Annotated in this window: 18 protein-coding genes; 13 read left to right on the top strand and 5 right to left on the bottom strand. The window is 65.0% G+C overall.

The genetic code is table 11. The features are described 5' to 3' along the window. Positions 1-74 precede the first annotated feature (74 nt). Positions 75-1,232, top strand: a complete 1,158-nt coding sequence (locus AC1DSF_RS20810) for a CaiB/BaiF CoA transferase family protein (RefSeq protein ID WP_478183368.1) — start codon at positions 75-77, stop codon at positions 1,230-1,232. Between the two features lie 194 nt (positions 1,233-1,426). Here the strand turns inward: AC1DSF_RS20810 and AC1DSF_RS20805 are convergent, their stop codons facing one another. Beyond that, on the bottom strand, positions 1,427-2,317 hold the full coding sequence (locus AC1DSF_RS20805) for a LysR family transcriptional regulator (RefSeq protein WP_478183367.1): 891 nt from the start codon (positions 2,315-2,317) through the stop codon (positions 1,427-1,429). Between the two features lie 89 nt (positions 2,318-2,406). On the opposite strand from AC1DSF_RS20805, the gene AC1DSF_RS20800 reads away from it, so the two are divergent. The 8 genes from AC1DSF_RS20800 (at position 2,407) to AC1DSF_RS20765 (ending at position 9,998) form a co-directional block, all read left to right on the top strand. Continuing rightward, positions 2,407-3,276 carry an HTD2 family dehydratase gene (locus AC1DSF_RS20800; RefSeq protein ID WP_478183366.1) on the top strand — a complete coding sequence of 290 codons (870 nt, stop codon included), beginning with the start codon at positions 2,407-2,409 and terminating at the stop codon, positions 3,274-3,276. 32 nt (positions 3,277-3,308) lie between these two features. Beyond that, on the top strand, positions 3,309-4,472 hold the full coding sequence (locus AC1DSF_RS20795; RefSeq protein ID WP_478183365.1) for an acyl-CoA dehydrogenase family protein: 1,164 nt from the start codon (positions 3,309-3,311) through the stop codon (positions 4,470-4,472). A gap of 14 nt (positions 4,473-4,486) precedes the next feature. Next, entirely contained in the window at positions 4,487-5,644 is a 1,158-nt protein-coding gene (locus AC1DSF_RS20790; RefSeq protein ID WP_478183364.1) for a CaiB/BaiF CoA transferase family protein, read from the top strand. A gap of 19 nt (positions 5,645-5,663) precedes the next feature. Further along, complete coding sequence (locus AC1DSF_RS20785) at positions 5,664-6,587, top strand: HpcH/HpaI aldolase/citrate lyase family protein (RefSeq protein WP_478183363.1); 924 nt, start codon at positions 5,664-5,666, stop codon at positions 6,585-6,587. Positions 6,588-6,781: 194 nt separating this feature from the next. Continuing rightward, entirely contained in the window at positions 6,782-7,927 is a 1,146-nt protein-coding gene (locus AC1DSF_RS20780) for a polysaccharide pyruvyl transferase family protein (RefSeq protein ID WP_478126238.1), read from the top strand. Continuing rightward, entirely contained in the window at positions 7,914-9,317 is a 1,404-nt protein-coding gene (locus tag AC1DSF_RS20775; RefSeq protein WP_478126239.1) for a Coenzyme F420 hydrogenase/dehydrogenase, beta subunit C-terminal domain, read from the top strand. The genes AC1DSF_RS20780 and AC1DSF_RS20775 overlap by 14 nt, the downstream gene beginning before the upstream one ends. A gap of 154 nt (positions 9,318-9,471) precedes the next feature. Then, positions 9,472-9,744: a hypothetical protein gene (locus tag AC1DSF_RS20770; protein WP_478126240.1), complete on the top strand. Its 273-nt coding sequence runs from the start codon at positions 9,472-9,474 to the stop codon at positions 9,742-9,744. Then, positions 9,744-9,998 (top strand): hypothetical protein, encoded by a 255-nt coding sequence (locus tag AC1DSF_RS20765; RefSeq protein ID WP_478126241.1) that lies wholly within the window; start codon positions 9,744-9,746, stop codon positions 9,996-9,998. Before AC1DSF_RS20770 ends, AC1DSF_RS20765 begins: the two co-directional genes overlap by 1 nt. A gap of 106 nt (positions 9,999-10,104) precedes the next feature. Here AC1DSF_RS20765 and AC1DSF_RS20760 read toward each other — a convergent pair whose 3' ends face one another. Together AC1DSF_RS20760 and AC1DSF_RS20755 are read right to left on the bottom strand one after the other, a co-directional pair. Continuing rightward, positions 10,105-10,665 carry a lipid-binding SYLF domain-containing protein gene (locus AC1DSF_RS20760; protein ID WP_478126242.1) on the bottom strand — a complete coding sequence of 187 codons (561 nt, stop codon included), beginning with the start codon at positions 10,663-10,665 and terminating at the stop codon, positions 10,105-10,107. A gap of 170 nt (positions 10,666-10,835) precedes the next feature. Further along, positions 10,836-11,468, bottom strand: a complete 633-nt coding sequence (locus AC1DSF_RS20755) for a TetR/AcrR family transcriptional regulator (RefSeq protein WP_478126243.1) — start codon at positions 11,466-11,468, stop codon at positions 10,836-10,838. A gap of 138 nt (positions 11,469-11,606) precedes the next feature. Between AC1DSF_RS20755 and AC1DSF_RS20750 the strand changes: the two genes are divergently transcribed. The 4 genes from AC1DSF_RS20750 to AC1DSF_RS20735 all read left to right on the top strand — a co-directional run bounded on the left by AC1DSF_RS20750 (position 11,607) and on the right by AC1DSF_RS20735 (position 14,467). Further along, a complete protein-coding gene (locus AC1DSF_RS20750; protein ID WP_478126244.1) occupies positions 11,607-12,110 on the top strand; it encodes a DinB family protein in 504 nt (167 codons plus the stop codon). A 190-nt stretch (positions 12,111-12,300) separates the two neighbouring features. Continuing rightward, a complete protein-coding gene (locus AC1DSF_RS20745; protein ID WP_478126245.1) occupies positions 12,301-12,705 on the top strand; it encodes a VOC family protein in 405 nt (134 codons plus the stop codon). Positions 12,706-13,006: 301 nt separating this feature from the next. Further along, on the top strand, positions 13,007-13,408 hold the full coding sequence (locus AC1DSF_RS20740) for a GreA/GreB family elongation factor (protein ID WP_478126246.1): 402 nt from the start codon (positions 13,007-13,009) through the stop codon (positions 13,406-13,408). A 99-nt stretch (positions 13,409-13,507) separates the two neighbouring features. Continuing rightward, entirely contained in the window at positions 13,508-14,467 is a 960-nt protein-coding gene (locus AC1DSF_RS20735) for a universal stress protein (protein ID WP_478126247.1), read from the top strand. A 17-nt stretch (positions 14,468-14,484) separates the two neighbouring features. Here AC1DSF_RS20735 and AC1DSF_RS20730 read toward each other — a convergent pair whose 3' ends face one another. Beyond that, positions 14,485-14,856, bottom strand: a complete 372-nt coding sequence (locus AC1DSF_RS20730; protein WP_478126248.1) for a RidA family protein — start codon at positions 14,854-14,856, stop codon at positions 14,485-14,487. Next, positions 14,853-16,331 carry an N-acyl-D-amino-acid deacylase family protein gene (locus AC1DSF_RS20725; protein ID WP_478183362.1) on the bottom strand — a complete coding sequence of 493 codons (1,479 nt, stop codon included), beginning with the start codon at positions 16,329-16,331 and terminating at the stop codon, positions 14,853-14,855. Before AC1DSF_RS20725 ends, AC1DSF_RS20730 begins: the two co-directional genes overlap by 4 nt. Positions 16,332-16,376: the final 45 nt, after the last annotated feature.

Here is a 16,376-nt window from a genome sequence, read left to right as displayed (position 1 = left end):
TCCCCGCGCCCGATGTGGCACTCTCAGCCTGACGAAAGCCGCACGTCGCACCGACACATCAAGGAGACACCGCAATGGGCCCATTGGCAGGCATCAAGATCATTGAACTGGCCGGCATCGGCCCCGGGCCCATGGCGGCCATGCAGTTGGCCGACATGGGCGCGACCGTGCTGCGCATCGAGCGCCGCGAAGCGGCCGATCTCGGTGTGAAGCGGCCATTGAAATTCAACCTGTTGTTGCGCAATCGACCTTCGATCGCGCTCGACCTGAAGGACCCCGATGCGATTCGCCTGGTGCTCGACCTCGTCTGCGAGGCCGATGCGCTGATCGAGGGGTTTCGGCCCGGTGTTACCGAGCGCTTGGGATTGGGGCCGGACATCTGTCTCGCGCGCAACCCGAGGCTCGTGTATGGCCGCATGACGGGATGGGGCCAGAGCGGCCCGCTTGCGCAGGCAGCAGGCCATGACATCAACTACATCTCTCTGACCGGCGCTCTGCGCGCGATTGGCCGCAAGGATCAACCACCTACCGTTCCGCTGGCGCTGGTAGGCGACTTCGGAGGCGGCGCGATGTTCCTGGTCATGGGCGTGCTCGCGGCCCTGCTCAATGCGCGAGCCACGGGACAGGGTCAGGTCGTGGACGCGGCCATCGTCGACGGCGCGGCCTCGCTGGCCACGGCCTTCTACGGGCTCTCGGCGGCAGGCCAATGGAACGATCAGCGCGGCAGCAACATCCTCGACTCGGGCGCGCCTTTCTACGACGTGTACGAATGCAGCGACGGGCAATGGATTTCGATCGGTCCGATCGAGGGGCGTTTTCATGCCGACTTGCTTCGACGGCTCGACATCGATCCGAGCACGATCGGCGGCCAGTTCGACGAGGCGGCATGGCCCCAGGCGAAGGCAGCCTACGAGCGGGTCTTCAAGACGCGCACGCGCAGCGAGTGGTGCGAGCTTCTCGAAGGCACGGATGTCTGCTTTGCACCGGTGCTGTCGTTCGAAGAGGCGGCCGATCATCCACACCTGAAGGCGCGCGGGACCCTGATCGAAATCGATGGCGTCGTGCAGCCGGCACCTGCACCGCGCTTCGAGCGCACATCAGCGCAAACGCCGAAGCCGCCGCAAGCGCCGTTGCACGGTGCGGCTGCGCAGCAACTACTGGCGCAATGGCTTCCGCCGGATCGATCCGAAACATGGCGCAACTCGGCGCTGCTGGATCTGGGGCAAGGCTGAGGGCACGCCGCGAAAGAAAGAGCAGGTGCGTGCTCGCGGATGGAGTACTGCGGGTCTTCGGGCTCCTCCTCGGCGTTGAGGTGATAAAGGTTGCCGAAGAACTCGTCGAAGCCGTGCACGGTGGGCGGGAACAAGGCCTTGTTGCGTGGTGCCGCACAAGGCTGATGACAAGCGAGGCGCCAGAGCACTATTCACTACTGATAGTGGCGCACCAGCGCCTCGATCAGCTCCTGCGCGTAGGTTGGAAGCCGTGCGCGTTCGCGCGCCAGCACGTAGCGCTCGCGAATGCTCCAGGCGTCGTTCAAGGCCACCAGGGACAGCTGTCCGGCCTCGGCATTGCGCCGCGCCGCGCTCTCGGGAACGATGCCGACTCCCACGCCGGCGCCGATCATTCGGCACATGGCGTCGAAGCTCGACAGCTGGATGCGCAGCTTCAGCGGCTTGCCCAGGCGCTCGGTCACATCGGCCAGGAAAGTCTGCAAGGTGCTGCCCTGGTGCATGCCCACGTGGTCTTCGCCCAGTGTTTGCGCGAAGTCGATGCTCTTGCGCCTGCCCAGCGGGTGCCCACGGCGCGTGACCAGCACCAACCTGTCGGTGCTGAAATGCAGTTTCTCCAGCCCCAGCGTGTCCGTCTCGCCCGCCACGATGCCGAGGTCGGCGCCACCATCCAGCACACCTCGGGCGATTTCAGCGTTCGGTTTTTCCTGAAGGTCGACGTTGATTCGAGGATGCGACGCCAAGTAGGCCGGCAAGATTTCCGGCAGGAAGTCCGATACCGCCGTGGTATTGGCAAACACCCGCAGATGACCGCGAAGGCCACCGCCGTAGTCCTGCAGATCGGAGCGCAATTGGTGCGTTTGGCGCAGGATTGCGCGCGTGTGATGCAGGAAGGCTTCGCCAGGGGCTGTAAGGCTCACACCGCGCGCCTCGCGCACCAGCAATGGCAGCCCCGCCTGCTCTTCCAGCGACTTGATTCGAGCGCTTGCCGCAGCCAGCGAGAGCTGCTGGCGGGCGGCGGCGCGGGTGAGGTTGAGCTCCTCGGCCACCAGGACAAAAAGGCGCAGATCGGTCAGGTCGAATTGCATGGAGGTTTTGCGCAGCCTTCGGGAATGACGAAGGCAGTATCTCAAAAAGATCGATTGTTCTTCCGCCCTCGTCGCATCAACATTGAGGCATGCGAGACATTCCCACTTCTGAAGTCGATCTTTCCGGCTGGGTCGGCCGCAGCGAAACACTGCACGATCAGATCGATGCCGCGCCTCTTCGGGGCTTGTCGGCCACATTGGACCGTGACGATCCGGAACCAAGCATCGGCAGTGCGGTGCCGCCGCTGTGGCACTGGCTCTACTTCCTGCCGCAGCACCTGCAACGCGAGATTGGCGCCGACGGCCACGCCAAGCGCGGCGGGTTCCTGCCGCCGGTGCCGTTGCCACGTCGCATGTGGGCCGGCGGGCGGCTGCGCTGGTCTTCCACCAACGCCCTTGTCGTCGGCGATACGGTGCAGCGCGACTCGCGCATCGTTTCCATCGAACCCAAGTCAGGGCGCTCCGGCGAACTGGTGTTCGTGCTGGTGTCGCACCGCTATGCCAATGCCGCTGGCCTCGCCCTGGAAGAAGAGCACGACATCGTCTATCGAGATGCTCCGGTGCCCGGCGAACCCTCACCGCCGCCCGTGCTGGCCGAAGCCGATGCACCTTGGCAGCGCGAGGTGCATCCAGACGAGGTGCTGTTGTTTCGCTATTCCGCGCTCACCTTCAACGGCCACCGCATCCACTACGACCGCCCTTACGTGACGCAGGAGGAAGGCTATCCGGGCCTCATCGTGCACGGCCCGCTCATAGCCACGCTGCTGGTCGACCTGGTGCGTCGGCAGCAACCGGACGCACAGCTACTTGTCTTCGACTTCAAGGCGCAACGACCCATGTTCGACGGCCGACCCTTCACGCTCAACGGCGCACCGTCGGAAGACGGCAAGACCGTCCGCTTGTGGGCCAGCGACCACGAGGGCTTCCTGGCCATGCGCGCGAGCGCCACCCTGGCCTGAATCGATCTGAAGAATTTCCGAGACCCAACCACATGACTGCCAGTTCCAACAACAACTACCAAGACATCCGCGACGCGGTGCGTGCCCTGTGCGCCGAGTTTCCCGACGAGTACCACCGCAAGATCGACGAGCAGCGCACCTACCCCGAGGCTTTTGTCGACGCCCTGACGCGAGCTGGCTGGCTGGCCGCGCTGATCCCGCAGGAATACGGCGGCTCCGGGCTGGGCCTGGCCGAGGCGTCCGTCATCATGGAAGAGATCAACCGCTCGGGCGGCAACTCCGGCGCCTGCCACGGCCAGATGTACAACATGGGCACGCTGTTGCGCCACGGTTCGCAGGAGCAGAAGGACTTCTACCTGCCACGCATCGCGTCGGGCGAATGGCGCCTCCAGTCCATGGGAGTGACCGAGCCGACCACGGGCACGGACACGACCAAGATCAAGACCACTGCCGTGAAGAAGGGCGACCGCTACGTGGTGAACGGCCAGAAAGTCTGGATCTCCCGCGTGCAGCATTCGGACTGGATGATCCTGCTGGCGCGCACCACGCCGCTCGCCGACGTGAAGAAGAAGTCCGAAGGCATGTCGATCTTCATGGTCGACTTGAAGGATGCGGTAAAGAGCGGCATGACGATCCGGCCGATTCCCAACATGGTGAACCACGAGACCAACGAACTGTTCTTCGAGAACCTGGAAATCCCGGCCGAGAACCTGATCGGCGAGGAAGGACAGGGCTTCAAGTACATCCTAGACGGTCTCAATGCCGAGAGGACACTGATCGCCGCCGAGTGCATCGGCGACGGCTATTGGTTCATCGACCGCGTCTCGCGCTACGTGAAGGATCGCGTGGTCTTTGGCCGACTCATCGGACAGAACCAGGGCGTGCAGTTTCCCATTGCCGAGGCGCACATCGAGTTGGAGGCGGCCAACCTGATGCGCTTCAAGGCCTGTGAGCTGTTCGATCGCCGCGAGGCGTGCGGCGCCGAGGCCAACATGGCGAAGTACCTGGCAGCCAAGGCGAGCTGGGAGGCGGCCAACGCCTGCCTGCAGTTCCACGGCGGCTTCGGTTTTGCCTGCGAATACGACGTCGAGCGCAAGTTCCGCGAGACACGCCTGTACCAAGTGGCGCCGATCTCGACCAACCTGATCCTGTCGTACGTGGCGGAGCATGTGCTCGGACTGCCGCGCTCGTTCTGAACGGAGCAATGCCAATGACACGACCGCTTGAGGGAATCACCGTTGTCTCGCTGGAGCACGCCATTGCAGCGCCTTTCTGCACGCGGCAGTTGGCGGACCAGGGCGCGCGCGTCATCAAGGTGGAACGCCCGGATGTGGGCGACTTTGCGCGCAGCTATGACAAGCGCGTGCACGGACTGTCGTCCCACTTTGTGTGGACCAACCGTTCCAAGGAGAGCATTGCGCTGGACCTGAAGGAGGCGGATGCGCTGGACGCCTTGCGCGCGCTGATATCGCGGGCCGACGTGCTCGTGCAGAACCTGGCGCCCGGCGCCGCCGCTCGCATGGGGCTGGACTACGCCTCGCTGCATCAGGCGCACCCGCGCCTGATCGTCTGCGACATTTCGGGCTACGGCGAAAACGGCCCGATGCGCGAGAAGAAGGCGTACGACCTGCTGATCCAGAGCGAGGCGGGCCTCGTGTCGATCTCAGGCACGCCCGACGAACCTTCGAAGGCCGGCAACTCGATCGCCGACATCGCTGCAGGCATGTACGCCTACAGCGCGATCCTGAATGCGCTGATCTTGCGCGGACGCACAGGCGAGGGAAGCCATCTCGACGTGTCGATGCTCGAATCGCTCACGGAATGGATGGGCTACCCCCTCTACTACGCCTACGAAGGCGCAACGCCGCCGCCGCGCGCAGGGGCGGCGCACGCGAGCATTTATCCCTACGGCCCGTTTGCGGCTGGCGACGGCGGCACGGTGATGCTCGGCCTGCAGAACGAGCGCGAATGGAAGCAGTTCTGCGAGAAGGTCATGTGCCGGGGCGCGCTCGCTACCGATCCGCGCTTCGCCTCCAATGCACTGCGCAATGAGAACCGGGCCGCCTTGCGGACCTTGATCCTCCAGACCTTCTCGTCCTTGTCGACCCAGCAGGTCATCGAGCGGCTCGAGGACGCCGGCATTGCCAACGCCCGCATGCGCGACATGGCGCAGCTTTGGGCGCATCCGCAGCTGGCCGCGCGAAAGGTCTGGTGCGACATCGGCACGCCCGCCGGCAATGTCACGGCCATGCTGCCGCCCGCGCGCAGCAACCGGTACGTGCCGCGCATGGACGCAGTGCCGGCGTTGGGCGAGCACACCGAAGCCATCCTGCGCGAGATCGGCTATTTGCCGGTGCGTGCGGACTGAAAACTGCAGGGAACAATTCATGACAGTCAATGAACAACCCGGCGCAAGGCTCGCAGCTGGGTTGAGCGCGATGACGGAAACGTTCGAGAGGCAGGCTGCGCTTGCACGAGCGCGCACCTTTCTTTTTGTGCCGGCAGACCGTCCGGAGCGCCTGGCGAAGGCGCTGGCATCCGGCGCCGACGCGGTGATCGTCGATCTGGAGGACGCGGTCGCGCCTGCGGCCAAGGCTGTGGCACGCGAAGCCTTTCGCCTGGCCTTTGCGGTGCTGGATGCAGCGTCGCGTGCACGGGTGGTCTTGCGTGTGAACTCGGCGACCAGCGAATGGCATAGGGAAGACCTCGAACTAGCCGCCGATCTTGCGCTTCAGGGGCTCGGCGGCCTGATGCTGCCCAAGGCGGAGGGCGCAGAGGCGCTGCACGCCGTGGCAAGCGCATGCCCCGGACTGCCGCTGTTTCCGCTCGTCGAAACCGGCGAGGGCTTCTTCGGGCTGGACGCCATTGCTCGGGCGCCACGGGTACTGCGACTGAGCCTTGGCCACCTCGATCTGATGGCGGACTTGTCGATGGAACCGAGCGAGGCGCAGGAGGCTCTGGCGCCGGCCCGTTGGGCGCTCGTGCTCGCGTCGCGCCGCGCCGGGCTTGCCCCGCCGATCGATGGCGTCACCCCTGCGATCGACGATGTCGAGCAACTTCGCCGCGAGACGCACCGGGCATTGCACTTCGGCTTTGGGGCCAGGCTGTGCATCCATCCCGCCCAGGTGGCCGCGGTGCATCTCGCGATGGAGCCTTCGGCGGCGCAGGTGGAATGGTCGGCTCGCGTGCTTGCCGCGGCCGCGCAGTCAGTGCAGGGCGCCGTGATGGTCGACGGCAAGATGGTCGATGCGCCGGTGCTGCGGCTGGCGCGGCAATTGCGGGCGCGCAGCAGCGTTCTGAATCGGCTCTAAAGAGGCGCCACAGCGTCCAGAGGTCGCAAGCCTTTGTGGTGCTCGACTTCTTCATCGCGTTGGTGTTGATGGCCTTCGTGATTCCACTGCTCGTCGGGCGAGACGCGGCCTGCCCGCCTGCGTTCGCCGCGCGTACCGCCTGACGGCGCAGCGTCCGACGCCAGAGGCGAGCAGCGCTGCCTAGCGTTGCACGCATGCTGGCTCCTTTTCGCACGCCCTCCTCGGCGCCGTCCTCGTCCCTCGGTGTGCTCACGTTCCACCGTTGCATCAACTACGGCTCCTATTGGCAGACGCGTTGCCTGGTCGAAGGGCTGCAGGCGCGAGGTCACCACGTCCAGGTGCTCGATCACCGTTCGCGGCGCGTGGACTGGGCCGAGTGGCGCTGCGCCTTGAATCCCGTGCTGCCGCTGCCGACCAGCGCAGCTGAACGTTCGGCGTATGCACGGAAGACGCGGGCGCTGCTGCAGGCCGTTGCCGCGCTGCCGCTGTCGCGGCCGTTCTCGCTGGAAGACCCCGTGCAGATGGCGCCGGTCGACACGGTGGTCGTCGGCAGCGACGAAGTCTGGAACCTCGCGCACCCGTGGTACGGCCGGTGCAGTTTGTTCTATGGCGAAGGCTTGCGGGCGCGGCGGCGCATTGCCTATGCGGCGAGTTTCGGCAACTACAGCGCCGAGCGCGGCCTTCCCGCGCCGTGGCGTGGATGGCTCGGGAACTTCGACGCCATTGCCGTTCGCGATGCCAACGCCCAGGCGCTCGTGGCTGGCGCACTGGGCACGGCGCCGCCCGTCGTGCTCGACCCTTGCCTTCAATTTCCGCACGTGGGCGCGAGCGCATTCACCGGCGGCGGCGCGGCCAAGCCCCATGTGGCGGTCTACGGCCACAACTTCAGCCCGGGTTTTGCTGCGCTGCTGCGCGCATGGGCCGACCGTCGCGGCCTGGTCCTGGCCAGCATCGGCTACCGCAACGACTGGTGCGACACGCAATGGCTTACCGCCGGGCCTGAAGATTTCGCCCGCTTCATGGCACGTGCCGACGCGGTCGCAACGAACTTCTTCCACGGCTGCGTTTTCGCGTTGCGCCACCACAGGCCCTTCGTGTGTGAGGAGTCGTCATACCGCGCGGTGAAGATCCGCAACCTGCTCGCCCTGATGGAAGCGGACGACCATCTCGCCGGGCCAGGAGCAAGCTCCGCGGATATCGATGCGCGCCTGTCGCAGGCGCCGTCGCTCGCCGTCGAGGCGCGCCTGCAGGTGCTGCGCGCTGCGTCGCACGCCTGGCTGGACGAAGCGCTGGACGTCGCACCCGAGCAGGTCGAAGGTCCCCGCCATGCCGTCGCATGATGGCGCCCCCGCGGTCAGCCCTGCCGACATCGTTCGCGCCGGCATGTGCATCGGCTGCGGGAGCTGCGCGGCGCGTTCAGCGCAGGCCGGCACTGCCGGCGCAATCCGGATGAGACTGGACCGTGACGGCGAGTTCAAGCCCACCGGCGCTGCCCGTCGCCTGCGGCGCGGCGCGTCCGACTTTGCGCGCACCTGTCCCTTCTCGCCCGCCGCCAACGACGAGACGACGCTGGCCGCCGCTCTCTTTCCGTGTGCCGCCCACGCCGATGGTCGCGTGGGCAGATTCGAGTCCGCCTACGTCGGGCACGCGGCAGAGTGCGGGCATCGCGAGAGGGGCAGTTCAGGCGGCATGGTCAGCTGGACCGCCGCCGAACTGCTGCGCACCGGGCAAGTGGATGCCGTGGCGCACGTTGGCCCCGGCAAGGCAAGCGACGGCGAACGTCTCTTCGCCTACAGGCTGTCGCGCACGGTGGACGAGGTGTGTGCCGGCGCCAAGTCGCGGTACTACCCGGTGGAGCTGTCGGGCGTGCTCGAGGCGATTCGCGCCACGCCAGGCCGCTACGCCGTGGTCGGCGTGCCGTGCTTCATCAAGGCCATCCAGCTGCTGCGCCAGGAAGACCCGGTGCTCAAGGCGCGCGTGTCCTTCACGCTGGGCCTGTTCTGCGGGCACATGAAGAGCACGCGCCTGGCCGAGAGCTTTGCGTGGCAAATGGACGTCCCGCTGGACGAGGTGCGCGGCATGGACTATCGGCTGAAGGACGCGCGGCGGCCGGCCAACTGGTACACCGCGCGTTTCGAGCTTCGCGACGGGCGCACGGCGCAGCGCGACTGGTTCCACCTGGCCGAAGGCGACTGGGGCGCGGGCTTCTTCCAGAACGCTGCGTGCAACGTCTGCGACGACGTCGTCGCAGAGACCGCGGACATCTCGTTCGGCGACGCGTGGGTGGAGCCCTATGCGTCCGATGGCCGCGGGAACAACGTGGTGATCATCCGCTCGGCGCACCTGCACGCCATGGTGCATGACGCCATCGCGCAAGGCCGGCTGGCGCTTGAGGCGGTCGATGCGGATTTCGTGGCGCGCACGCAGGCCGCCGGGCTGCGCCAGCGCCGCGAAGGGCTCGCCTACCGCCTGACATGGCGGCGCCGCGGCCTGCGCCCGCGCAAGCGCGTCATGCCCGACGCCGGCCTGCCGTGGCGGCGCAAGTTGATCTATCGCGCGCGTGCATCCATCACCTTCTGGAGCCGGCACCTCTTCCGCCTGGCGCGGCTAACCGGTGCGACGCGCCTGTACGTGGGTTGGGCACTGGGCGTGCGGGCGATCTACCAGGGCCTGGCGCACTCCACCGGACGCCTGGGTGCGTTGGTGGCGCGGTTCGCGCCCGATGATTGAGGCGCCGGGATAAGCCATTGGTGATATGGAGGGCGGCCTTGACGCGGAGTAAAACGTTTGCCGCCCATTGGCCCTTGCGCCTGTTTGTTCAACCTCCTGAGTGGAGGGCTTTGGCCCTGGAATCACCGCCCGTGGCGGGGCAGAGGAAGAGATCATGAACAAACTGCTAGGAAAGGCTGTGCTTTGCTCCGCCGCCATAGCTGCGGCGACGACGATGGGTCCCACGTGGGCTCATCAACTCGGTCGGATGACCGGGGGCGGAAGCTTTGTGTGCAGTGACCAGAGCCAACAAAAAGTGACGCACGGCTTTGAGCTGCATTGCAAGGGCGATCCACCGGCCACTTTGGCCGAGCCCAACAATCTCGAGATCAATTTGTCGGGCGGCGACAACTTCCATCTGACCACGCTGACAGAAGGCAGTCTGTAGTGACACTGGACGCTATCCAGCAGCCGCCGAATGCAGGCTTTGATACCTTCGACGGAGCGGGAACCGGTACTTTCAATGGACTGCCGGCAGAAATTGCATTTACCTTCACCGACGGCGGAGAGCCGGGTACCAAAGACACGGCGCTGGTTCTGATCAAACTGACCGGCACGGGGCAAACAGTGCTCGCTTGCAACACGGCGCCACTGACTTTCGGCAACCAGCAGGCGCACGATGCCACTGGCGGCAAGCAGTAGCGACATGGGCTGCGCGCTCCTGAAGCTCACCATCGTAGAAAAGAGCCGAGCATGCCCAGCGCGCAGCCGGCGCATGGAATAGGCGTCGGTTGTTTGAACACGGCGCTTAGTTCAGGTCCTTGTCCTTCCAGACCTTCGAGCCTCCGAGGGACACCCCCGCCTGCAAGCCGGCCTTGGTCAGCACGTAAGCGGTGCCGCCCGAGAACGCGACAGCACCCACCCCAACATTGGCCTCGTCCCTGCCGGTGCCCGCGCCCGCGGCAGCGCCGGCCGAGGCATCCCAGCCGTTGTCGATGAAGTCGGCCAGCGACTTGGCGTCCTTGAACACGAAGAGATAGCGCGTATCGGAGGCCCCGATCTGCAGGCCTGCGCTCGCCTGAGCGATGTTCATGTATGTGTCCTTTTTGGACTTGCTGTCGTGGGCTATGCCTTTCCCGCCCGCTCCGCCAAGCCCGAAGCTCAAACCGTAGGTCGTGAACACGGCGTAGCCGGGGGCCTTGCCTACGGCGGTCTTGATCTTGGGATCGGCCTTGTAGAAGTCCTCGAGCGCCTGCATGGCCTTTGCCCTGATCTCGGCCTGCTTGGCGGGCTTGTCCTGTGCGTAGGCACCGCCGGCCAGCAACGATGCCAGCGATGCACCAATGACGAGTAGCTTGCGACGTTTCACTGCGTTCTCCTTTCACGAGTCGTGCGGATCCGCCTGAAAGTCTTCCATACGCCGGACGTGAGGACGTCGGACATTCCCTGATTTGCCGATAGGCGCATACGCATGAATTTTGAGAATAGGAGCCAGGGGCGCGTAGGACAAGGGATGCATCCGAGGCGCTCGGACATGCTTCAGCCATGGCCTTTCAGATAGCCAGTCACAAGCCGCGCGCCCTCGTCGATGAGCGCTTCCATTTGATGTTCCGTCAGCGCCTTTGAATAGTGCAGCACCGCGTTATGCGTCAACGCCTCGATGGTCGTGACACATACGAAGGATGCGAGCTCGAGGTCATCGACTCCAAGCTCGTCCCGGGCGCCTTCGAGATAGTCCCTGAACAGACCGAAGTTTTCGCGGCTGAAGGTTTCTACCTTCTCGAGCTTTCCAATGCGCGGAATCTGCTCCGCGAGCACTCGATGCAGCTCGGGATCGACACGGTGGGCCTTCACCGCAATCCTGACGAATTGGCGCATGGCCTCCTGCAGCGGCTCCGACGAGACTCGTGCCAGGCCACTGCGTACTGTTCGCATGATCTGGTGTTGGTGGCGCTCGATCACTGCGACCACGAGAGCCTCCTTGCTCGGGAAATACTGATAGAGCGAACCGACGCTTATCCCCGACACCTCCGCGATGCGATTGGTGCTGGCCTTGTCGAAGCCCTCCTTGACCAGAATGCGAGCAGTTGCCTCGACGAGGCTGTCCACAGTGGCGCGCGATCGTGCCTGGGTGGCGATTTTCCTGGGGCCAATGACCGGCTTTCGTGCCATTTTTGACTGCCGCCAATGCGAGTAGAAAAAGCAAATGTTCGCTCGTATTCTAAGTACACGCGCACGGAATGCACTCAGGAGCCCCTTCTTCTTGCACCCACGGTCCGGTCGCGCGCACACCTTCAGGAGACCCATGAAATGGACGACACACTGCACCGCCTCTTCAGATACAAGGCCTGGGCGAACGACCAGCTCTTGACGGCGCTGGCCCGGCTGGACGACAAGTCCGCGATCACTCCATTGGCAGTCAGGGCGTTGAGCCACACCTATGTGGTCGATCGCATATTCGCCGCACACATGAAGCGAGAAGCCCACGCTTACACGTCGGCCAACTTGACGGACATGCCGACCCTGCGCGATCTATCCGCTGATCTCAGAAAGAGCGACCAGGCGTACATCGACTATGTGTCGACGCTCGATGCGGACCAGCTGGCCGAACCCATCGATTTCGTCTTCACTGACGGTGCGCCAGGCTGCATGTCGCGGGAGGAGATGCTCATGCACGTCATCACGCACGGAACAGGTCACCGCGGACAAGTGAGCGCAGTGATGCTGCTCAATTCCGCTGCGCCGGCCAAGGATGGATTGACCACCTATCTGCACGAGGCCGAACCGTCGACGAGAAGGCGGGCCGTCGCTTGAACTGCGCCGACTGCGGCTCGGCCGTCAGTCGAGGCGCGGGCGGACATAGCGCTGCACGCGCTCCTGCTGGGCGCGACTGACCAGCGGGCCCATTTCTGTCTGTGGATCCTCGGGCTACAGTGGCGTAGAAAGACCTTGCCTGCAATCGTTTTTCAGCCCGCTTGCCCGCCCCCCAGCCTGAGGAGCCAAAGTGTTTTCCCACATCTTCATCAGCGTCACCGAATTCGAACGCGCGCTGAACTTCTACAGCGCCGTGATGGACAGCTTGGGCGTCGAACTGCGCTTCTGTGAGCGAGAGAGGCCATGGGCCGGCTGGAACAGTCAAGGGGGCGCACGCCCGTTGTTCGTCATCTGCAAGCCATTCAACGGGCAGCCGCACAACCCCGGCAATGGGCAGATGACCGCCTTTGCCGCGACGTCTCGCGCAGTCGTGCGTGCCGCGTACGAAACCGCGTTGCAGAACGGTGGCATCTGCGAGGGACCACCCGGCCTACGCCCTCAGTACCACGACAACTACTACGGCGCGTACTTTCGAGATCCTGACGGGAACAAGCTGTGCGCGGCCTGTCATGCGCCGGCCGTCGATGGCGCATGAATCTGGCAGGCGTCGTGAGGGCATCGGCCTGAAATGATGCGGAATGCATGCCGACTGCTTATGATTGCGTCCATGACCACCCCCTTGATTTGCTCCCTCGTTGCCCCGGGCACGCTGCTTCGCGCAGCGACCCGCGCACGTGCGGCCGCAAAGAAGGCACGTCGTCAGCTGACGCCAGCACACTCCTAAGCCCGGCGGTCCGCTCTCTCCTCTTCAGCGCAACCATCCACCGCCGGGCACCTCCCCCGCGCGTCCGCGGGTGCCATTCACAGACGGCACTCGCATTCGATGGAGTGCAACCATGCATGCAGTTGTTCACGGTGAGCGCACGCTCACCGAACTTGATTTCGCCCGCCTCACGAAGCTCCTGGGCCAGCAGCTTCCACCCCCGCTTGCGGACCTGCTCGCCAGCGCGGAGGTCACGAACTCGCGCGCCGTCGCAGCTGACGTCGTCACGATGTATTCGCGCGTCGAAGTCGTCGACGTGCATACGCGCAGGCGCCAGGTGCTCACGATTTGCTACCCGGGCGATGCCCAGCCCGCGGCCGGCTACATCTCGGTGCTCTCGCCGGTGGGGATCAATCTCCTGGGCCTGAGGACCGGCGACGTCGCCAAGTGGCTCACGCCCACAGGCGAAGCGTGCGAAGCCGAAATCGCCGCCATCCAGTACCAGCCCGAGGCTGCCGGGGACTACTCCCGGTAGTCGCTGACCTTCACCCCGCTTTCCCTTCATCGCGACTTGCGCGTTGGAAGGCTGGCGCTAGCCTTTTCGAAAGTATCGAAAGGATCGAAAGGAATTGCCATGACTCCTCACTCCATTCTTGCCGTGACTGATTTCTCCCCGCAGGGAGACAACGCGCTCGCGCGAGCAGCACTCCTGTGCGCGGAGCACGGCGCGACGCTCAAGCTCGTCTACCTTGCATATCCCGGAGAGGCTCCCCCTGGCGATGCTGCCTGCAGGCTGACGCACCACGCCCTGCAGCTCAGGCAGCGCCATGGCATTCGTGTGCGTGCGGCAGGCAGGCTCGCGTTCACGTTCGAGGATGTCCTCCCCGAAGCGAGATGCGCCGACCTCGTCGTCTGGGGCACGGCCACCGTCCGAAGCTTGAGGACATTCTTCCTGGGGCAGCCGGTTGAAGAGCTGCTGCGAACCGTCCGAAGGCCCGTTCTCGTCGTGCGACGCGAAGCCGAACATGACTACCGCCGCCTGATCGTTGCCGTGGATTTCTCCGAGGCGTCACGCGGGCTCGTTGATCTTGGCTTTGCGCTCAATCCATCGGCGCGTGTCGAGCTCTTCCATGCGGTGAGCACGGCCAATGAGATGAAGCTCCGCTACGCCGAGGTCTCGGATCGGGCCATCAGGTCTTACCGCAGCGAATGCCGGCGCTACGCACAGGACCGGATGTTCTGGCTGACCGATTCGTACGATTCGAGGCGCAACCGGGTGCTGTCGGCCGTCGGCCACGGCGACGCCGCGCGGCAGACGATCGTGCAACAGCAGAACAGCGGTGCCGAGCTCATCGTCGTTGGCAGGCGACCCTCGTCGCGACTGAGGGATCTCTTTCTGGAGAGCACCGCCAATCGCATCATCGGCCGCTCGGACACGGACGTGCTCGTGGTACCGAACGACTGCGAACGCGCATCCAGCGCGTCCGCTTCGAAGAGGCTTTCAAGTGAAGAGCCGGAGGTACGCCGGGTCAGGGCCGGTGCGCCGAATCCACCGCGCCTTCCCAATCCTGCCGCGATGCTGGGTGGCGCGTGAGAATCAATGAACCTTGATCACTGGCGAACGTCGAGGGCCTGAACCTCGATCTCGACCTTCGCGCCCTTGTAGAGCACGGCCTGCACGCAAGAGCGCGAAGGCAGGCCGTCCGGGAAGTGCTTTGCGTACTCCTGGTTGAAAGCGGCGAAGTCGTCGAGGTCCGACAGCCAGATGGTCGCGCGAATCACGCTGGCCATGCTGGTGCCACATTCCCCGAGTGTCTGCGCGATGCGTTCCAGGACGGCGCGGGTCTGCACCTGCACGTCGCCGTCGATCACGCCGCCCTTCGCGTCCATCGCGAGCACGCCCGAGAGGAACAGAAAACCACCGGCTCGCACTGCCTTGGAGAACGGGACCGGCAAAGGGGAGGGGATGCGTTCGATGTTCATGGCTGTGCACCTTGCTGTTGTTGTGGGTTCGAGGATTGCCGGGTAATGACCTGCCCATTGCGCGCTCCCGTGTGCGCGCCGTGCTTCCAGGTGACGAGGCCGTTCACGATGACGGCCTCGATGCCCTCGGCCGGGGTCTTCGGGGCTTCGTAGCTCGCTGAGTCGCGGATCGTGCCGGCGTCGAAAACGACGATGTCGGCGCAATGCCCGACCTTGAGCGCGCCGCGCTCGTGCAGCCCGAAGTTGCGTGCGGTGAGACCGGTCATCTTCCAGACCGCCGTCTCCAGTGGGAACAGCCCCACGTCGCGGCTGTAGTGACCCAGTACGCGCGGGAAGGTACCCCACAGGCGCGGATGCGGCTTCTCGCCGAGCGGAATGCCGTCGGAGCCGATCATGGTTTCATCGAAGGCGAGGATGCGCTGCACGTCGTTCTCGTCCATGAGGAAGTAGATAGCGCTTCCGGGCTGGAGACGGCGCGATGCCTCGACCTTGTCGACGCCCCATTCGCGCGCGATGTCGTCCAGGTCGCGGCCTGCGCATTCAGGGTGCGGCTGGCTGTCCGCGATGAGCACGCGGCAGTCGAGCATCCCGCGGTCCGCGCGGATCATGGTGGAGCCGGCGGTGTAGGGATAGCAGTCCAGGCAGATGCGCTGGCTCTTCATGGCCTCTCGAATGTGCGGCAGCGTGGTCTGCGACTTGCCGAAGTTCTGCGTGTTCTGCACCTTGTGATGCGAGACGACGACCGCCACGCCCAGTTCGCGGCCGATGCGGAAGGTCTCGTCGAGCGACTCCATCACCTGATCGCCTTCGTCGCGCATGTGCGTGACATAGAGCGCGTTGCGCGCGCTGAGCGGGCGGCAGACCTCGATGATCTCCTCGGTGGTGGCCTTGGCCGCCGGTGGATAGAACGTGCCTGTCGAAAGGCCGATGGCGCCCGCTTCCATCGCCTCTTCGACGAGCGTCTGCATCTGCGCGATCTCTTCGGGCGTGGCTTCGCGGTCGGTGGAGTCCATGGTGACTGCACGCAGCGTGGAATGCCCCACCATTGCCGCCACGTTGACCGACGAAGGTTGCGCGCGCAACGCATCGAGGTAGTCGCGGAAGGTCGTGAAGCGATCTTTGGCGGGCATGTCCAGCAGGCTCAGCGGCATGGGCAATTCCATCTCGGCACGCAGCGGCGCGGCGCTGATGCCGCAGTTGCCGGCGATGACGGTCGTCACGCCCTGCGAGACCTTGAAGGGCATGGTCGCCTGCGACAGCACGGCCTGGTCGTCGTGCGTGTGCGAGTCGATGAAGCCCGGCGCGACGATGCGGCCGGCGGCTTCGATCACGCTGTCTGCGCTGTGATCGCGAAGATCGCCGATCGCGCTGATGCGGCCATTGCGCACCGCCACGTCGGCATCGAAGCGGGGTGCGCGCGTTCCGTCGATCACGGTGCCGCCGCGGATCAGCAGGTCATGGTGCTTGGTTGTCATGGTCGACTCCTGAAAGACTCCTGAACGAAAGGGCGGCGGTGCCGC

It is taken from the genome of Variovorax sp. 01N429 (genome assembly GCF_056399425.1).
The sequence above is the reverse complement of the archived record's forward strand: the minus strand, read 5'-3'. Positions and strand labels throughout refer to the sequence as shown.

Excerpts from the sequence above, each read along its gene's own strand:
- AC1DSF_RS20735 (WP_478126247.1), top strand. The coding sequence starts at position 13,508 with ATGACTCCTCACTCCATTCTTGCCGTGACTGATTTCTCCCCGCAGGGA.
- AC1DSF_RS20795 (WP_478183365.1), top strand. The coding sequence starts at position 3,309 with ATGACTGCCAGTTCCAACAACAACTACCAAGACATCCGCGACGCGGTG.
- AC1DSF_RS20805 (WP_478183367.1), bottom strand. The coding sequence starts at position 2,317 with ATGCAATTCGACCTGACCGATCTGCGCCTTTTTGTCCTGGTGGCCGAG.
- AC1DSF_RS20755 (WP_478126243.1), bottom strand. The coding sequence starts at position 11,468 with ATGGCACGAAAGCCGGTCATTGGCCCCAGGAAAATCGCCACCCAGGCA.
- AC1DSF_RS20785 (WP_478183363.1), top strand. The coding sequence starts at position 5,664 with ATGACAGTCAATGAACAACCCGGCGCAAGGCTCGCAGCTGGGTTGAGC.
- AC1DSF_RS20730 (WP_478126248.1), bottom strand. The coding sequence starts at position 14,856 with ATGAACATCGAACGCATCCCCTCCCCTTTGCCGGTCCCGTTCTCCAAG.
- AC1DSF_RS20725 (WP_478183362.1), bottom strand. The coding sequence starts at position 16,331 with ATGACAACCAAGCACCATGACCTGCTGATCCGCGGCGGCACCGTGATC.
- AC1DSF_RS20775 (WP_478126239.1), top strand. The coding sequence starts at position 7,914 with ATGCCGTCGCATGATGGCGCCCCCGCGGTCAGCCCTGCCGACATCGTT.
- AC1DSF_RS20740 (WP_478126246.1), top strand. The coding sequence starts at position 13,007 with ATGCATGCAGTTGTTCACGGTGAGCGCACGCTCACCGAACTTGATTTC.
- AC1DSF_RS20780 (WP_478126238.1), top strand. The coding sequence starts at position 6,782 with ATGCTGGCTCCTTTTCGCACGCCCTCCTCGGCGCCGTCCTCGTCCCTC.
- AC1DSF_RS20790 (WP_478183364.1), top strand. The coding sequence starts at position 4,487 with ATGACACGACCGCTTGAGGGAATCACCGTTGTCTCGCTGGAGCACGCC.
- AC1DSF_RS20750 (WP_478126244.1), top strand. The coding sequence starts at position 11,607 with ATGGACGACACACTGCACCGCCTCTTCAGATACAAGGCCTGGGCGAAC.
- AC1DSF_RS20770 (WP_478126240.1), top strand. The coding sequence starts at position 9,472 with ATGAACAAACTGCTAGGAAAGGCTGTGCTTTGCTCCGCCGCCATAGCT.
- AC1DSF_RS20800 (WP_478183366.1), top strand. The coding sequence starts at position 2,407 with ATGCGAGACATTCCCACTTCTGAAGTCGATCTTTCCGGCTGGGTCGGC.
- AC1DSF_RS20810 (WP_478183368.1), top strand. The coding sequence starts at position 75 with ATGGGCCCATTGGCAGGCATCAAGATCATTGAACTGGCCGGCATCGGC.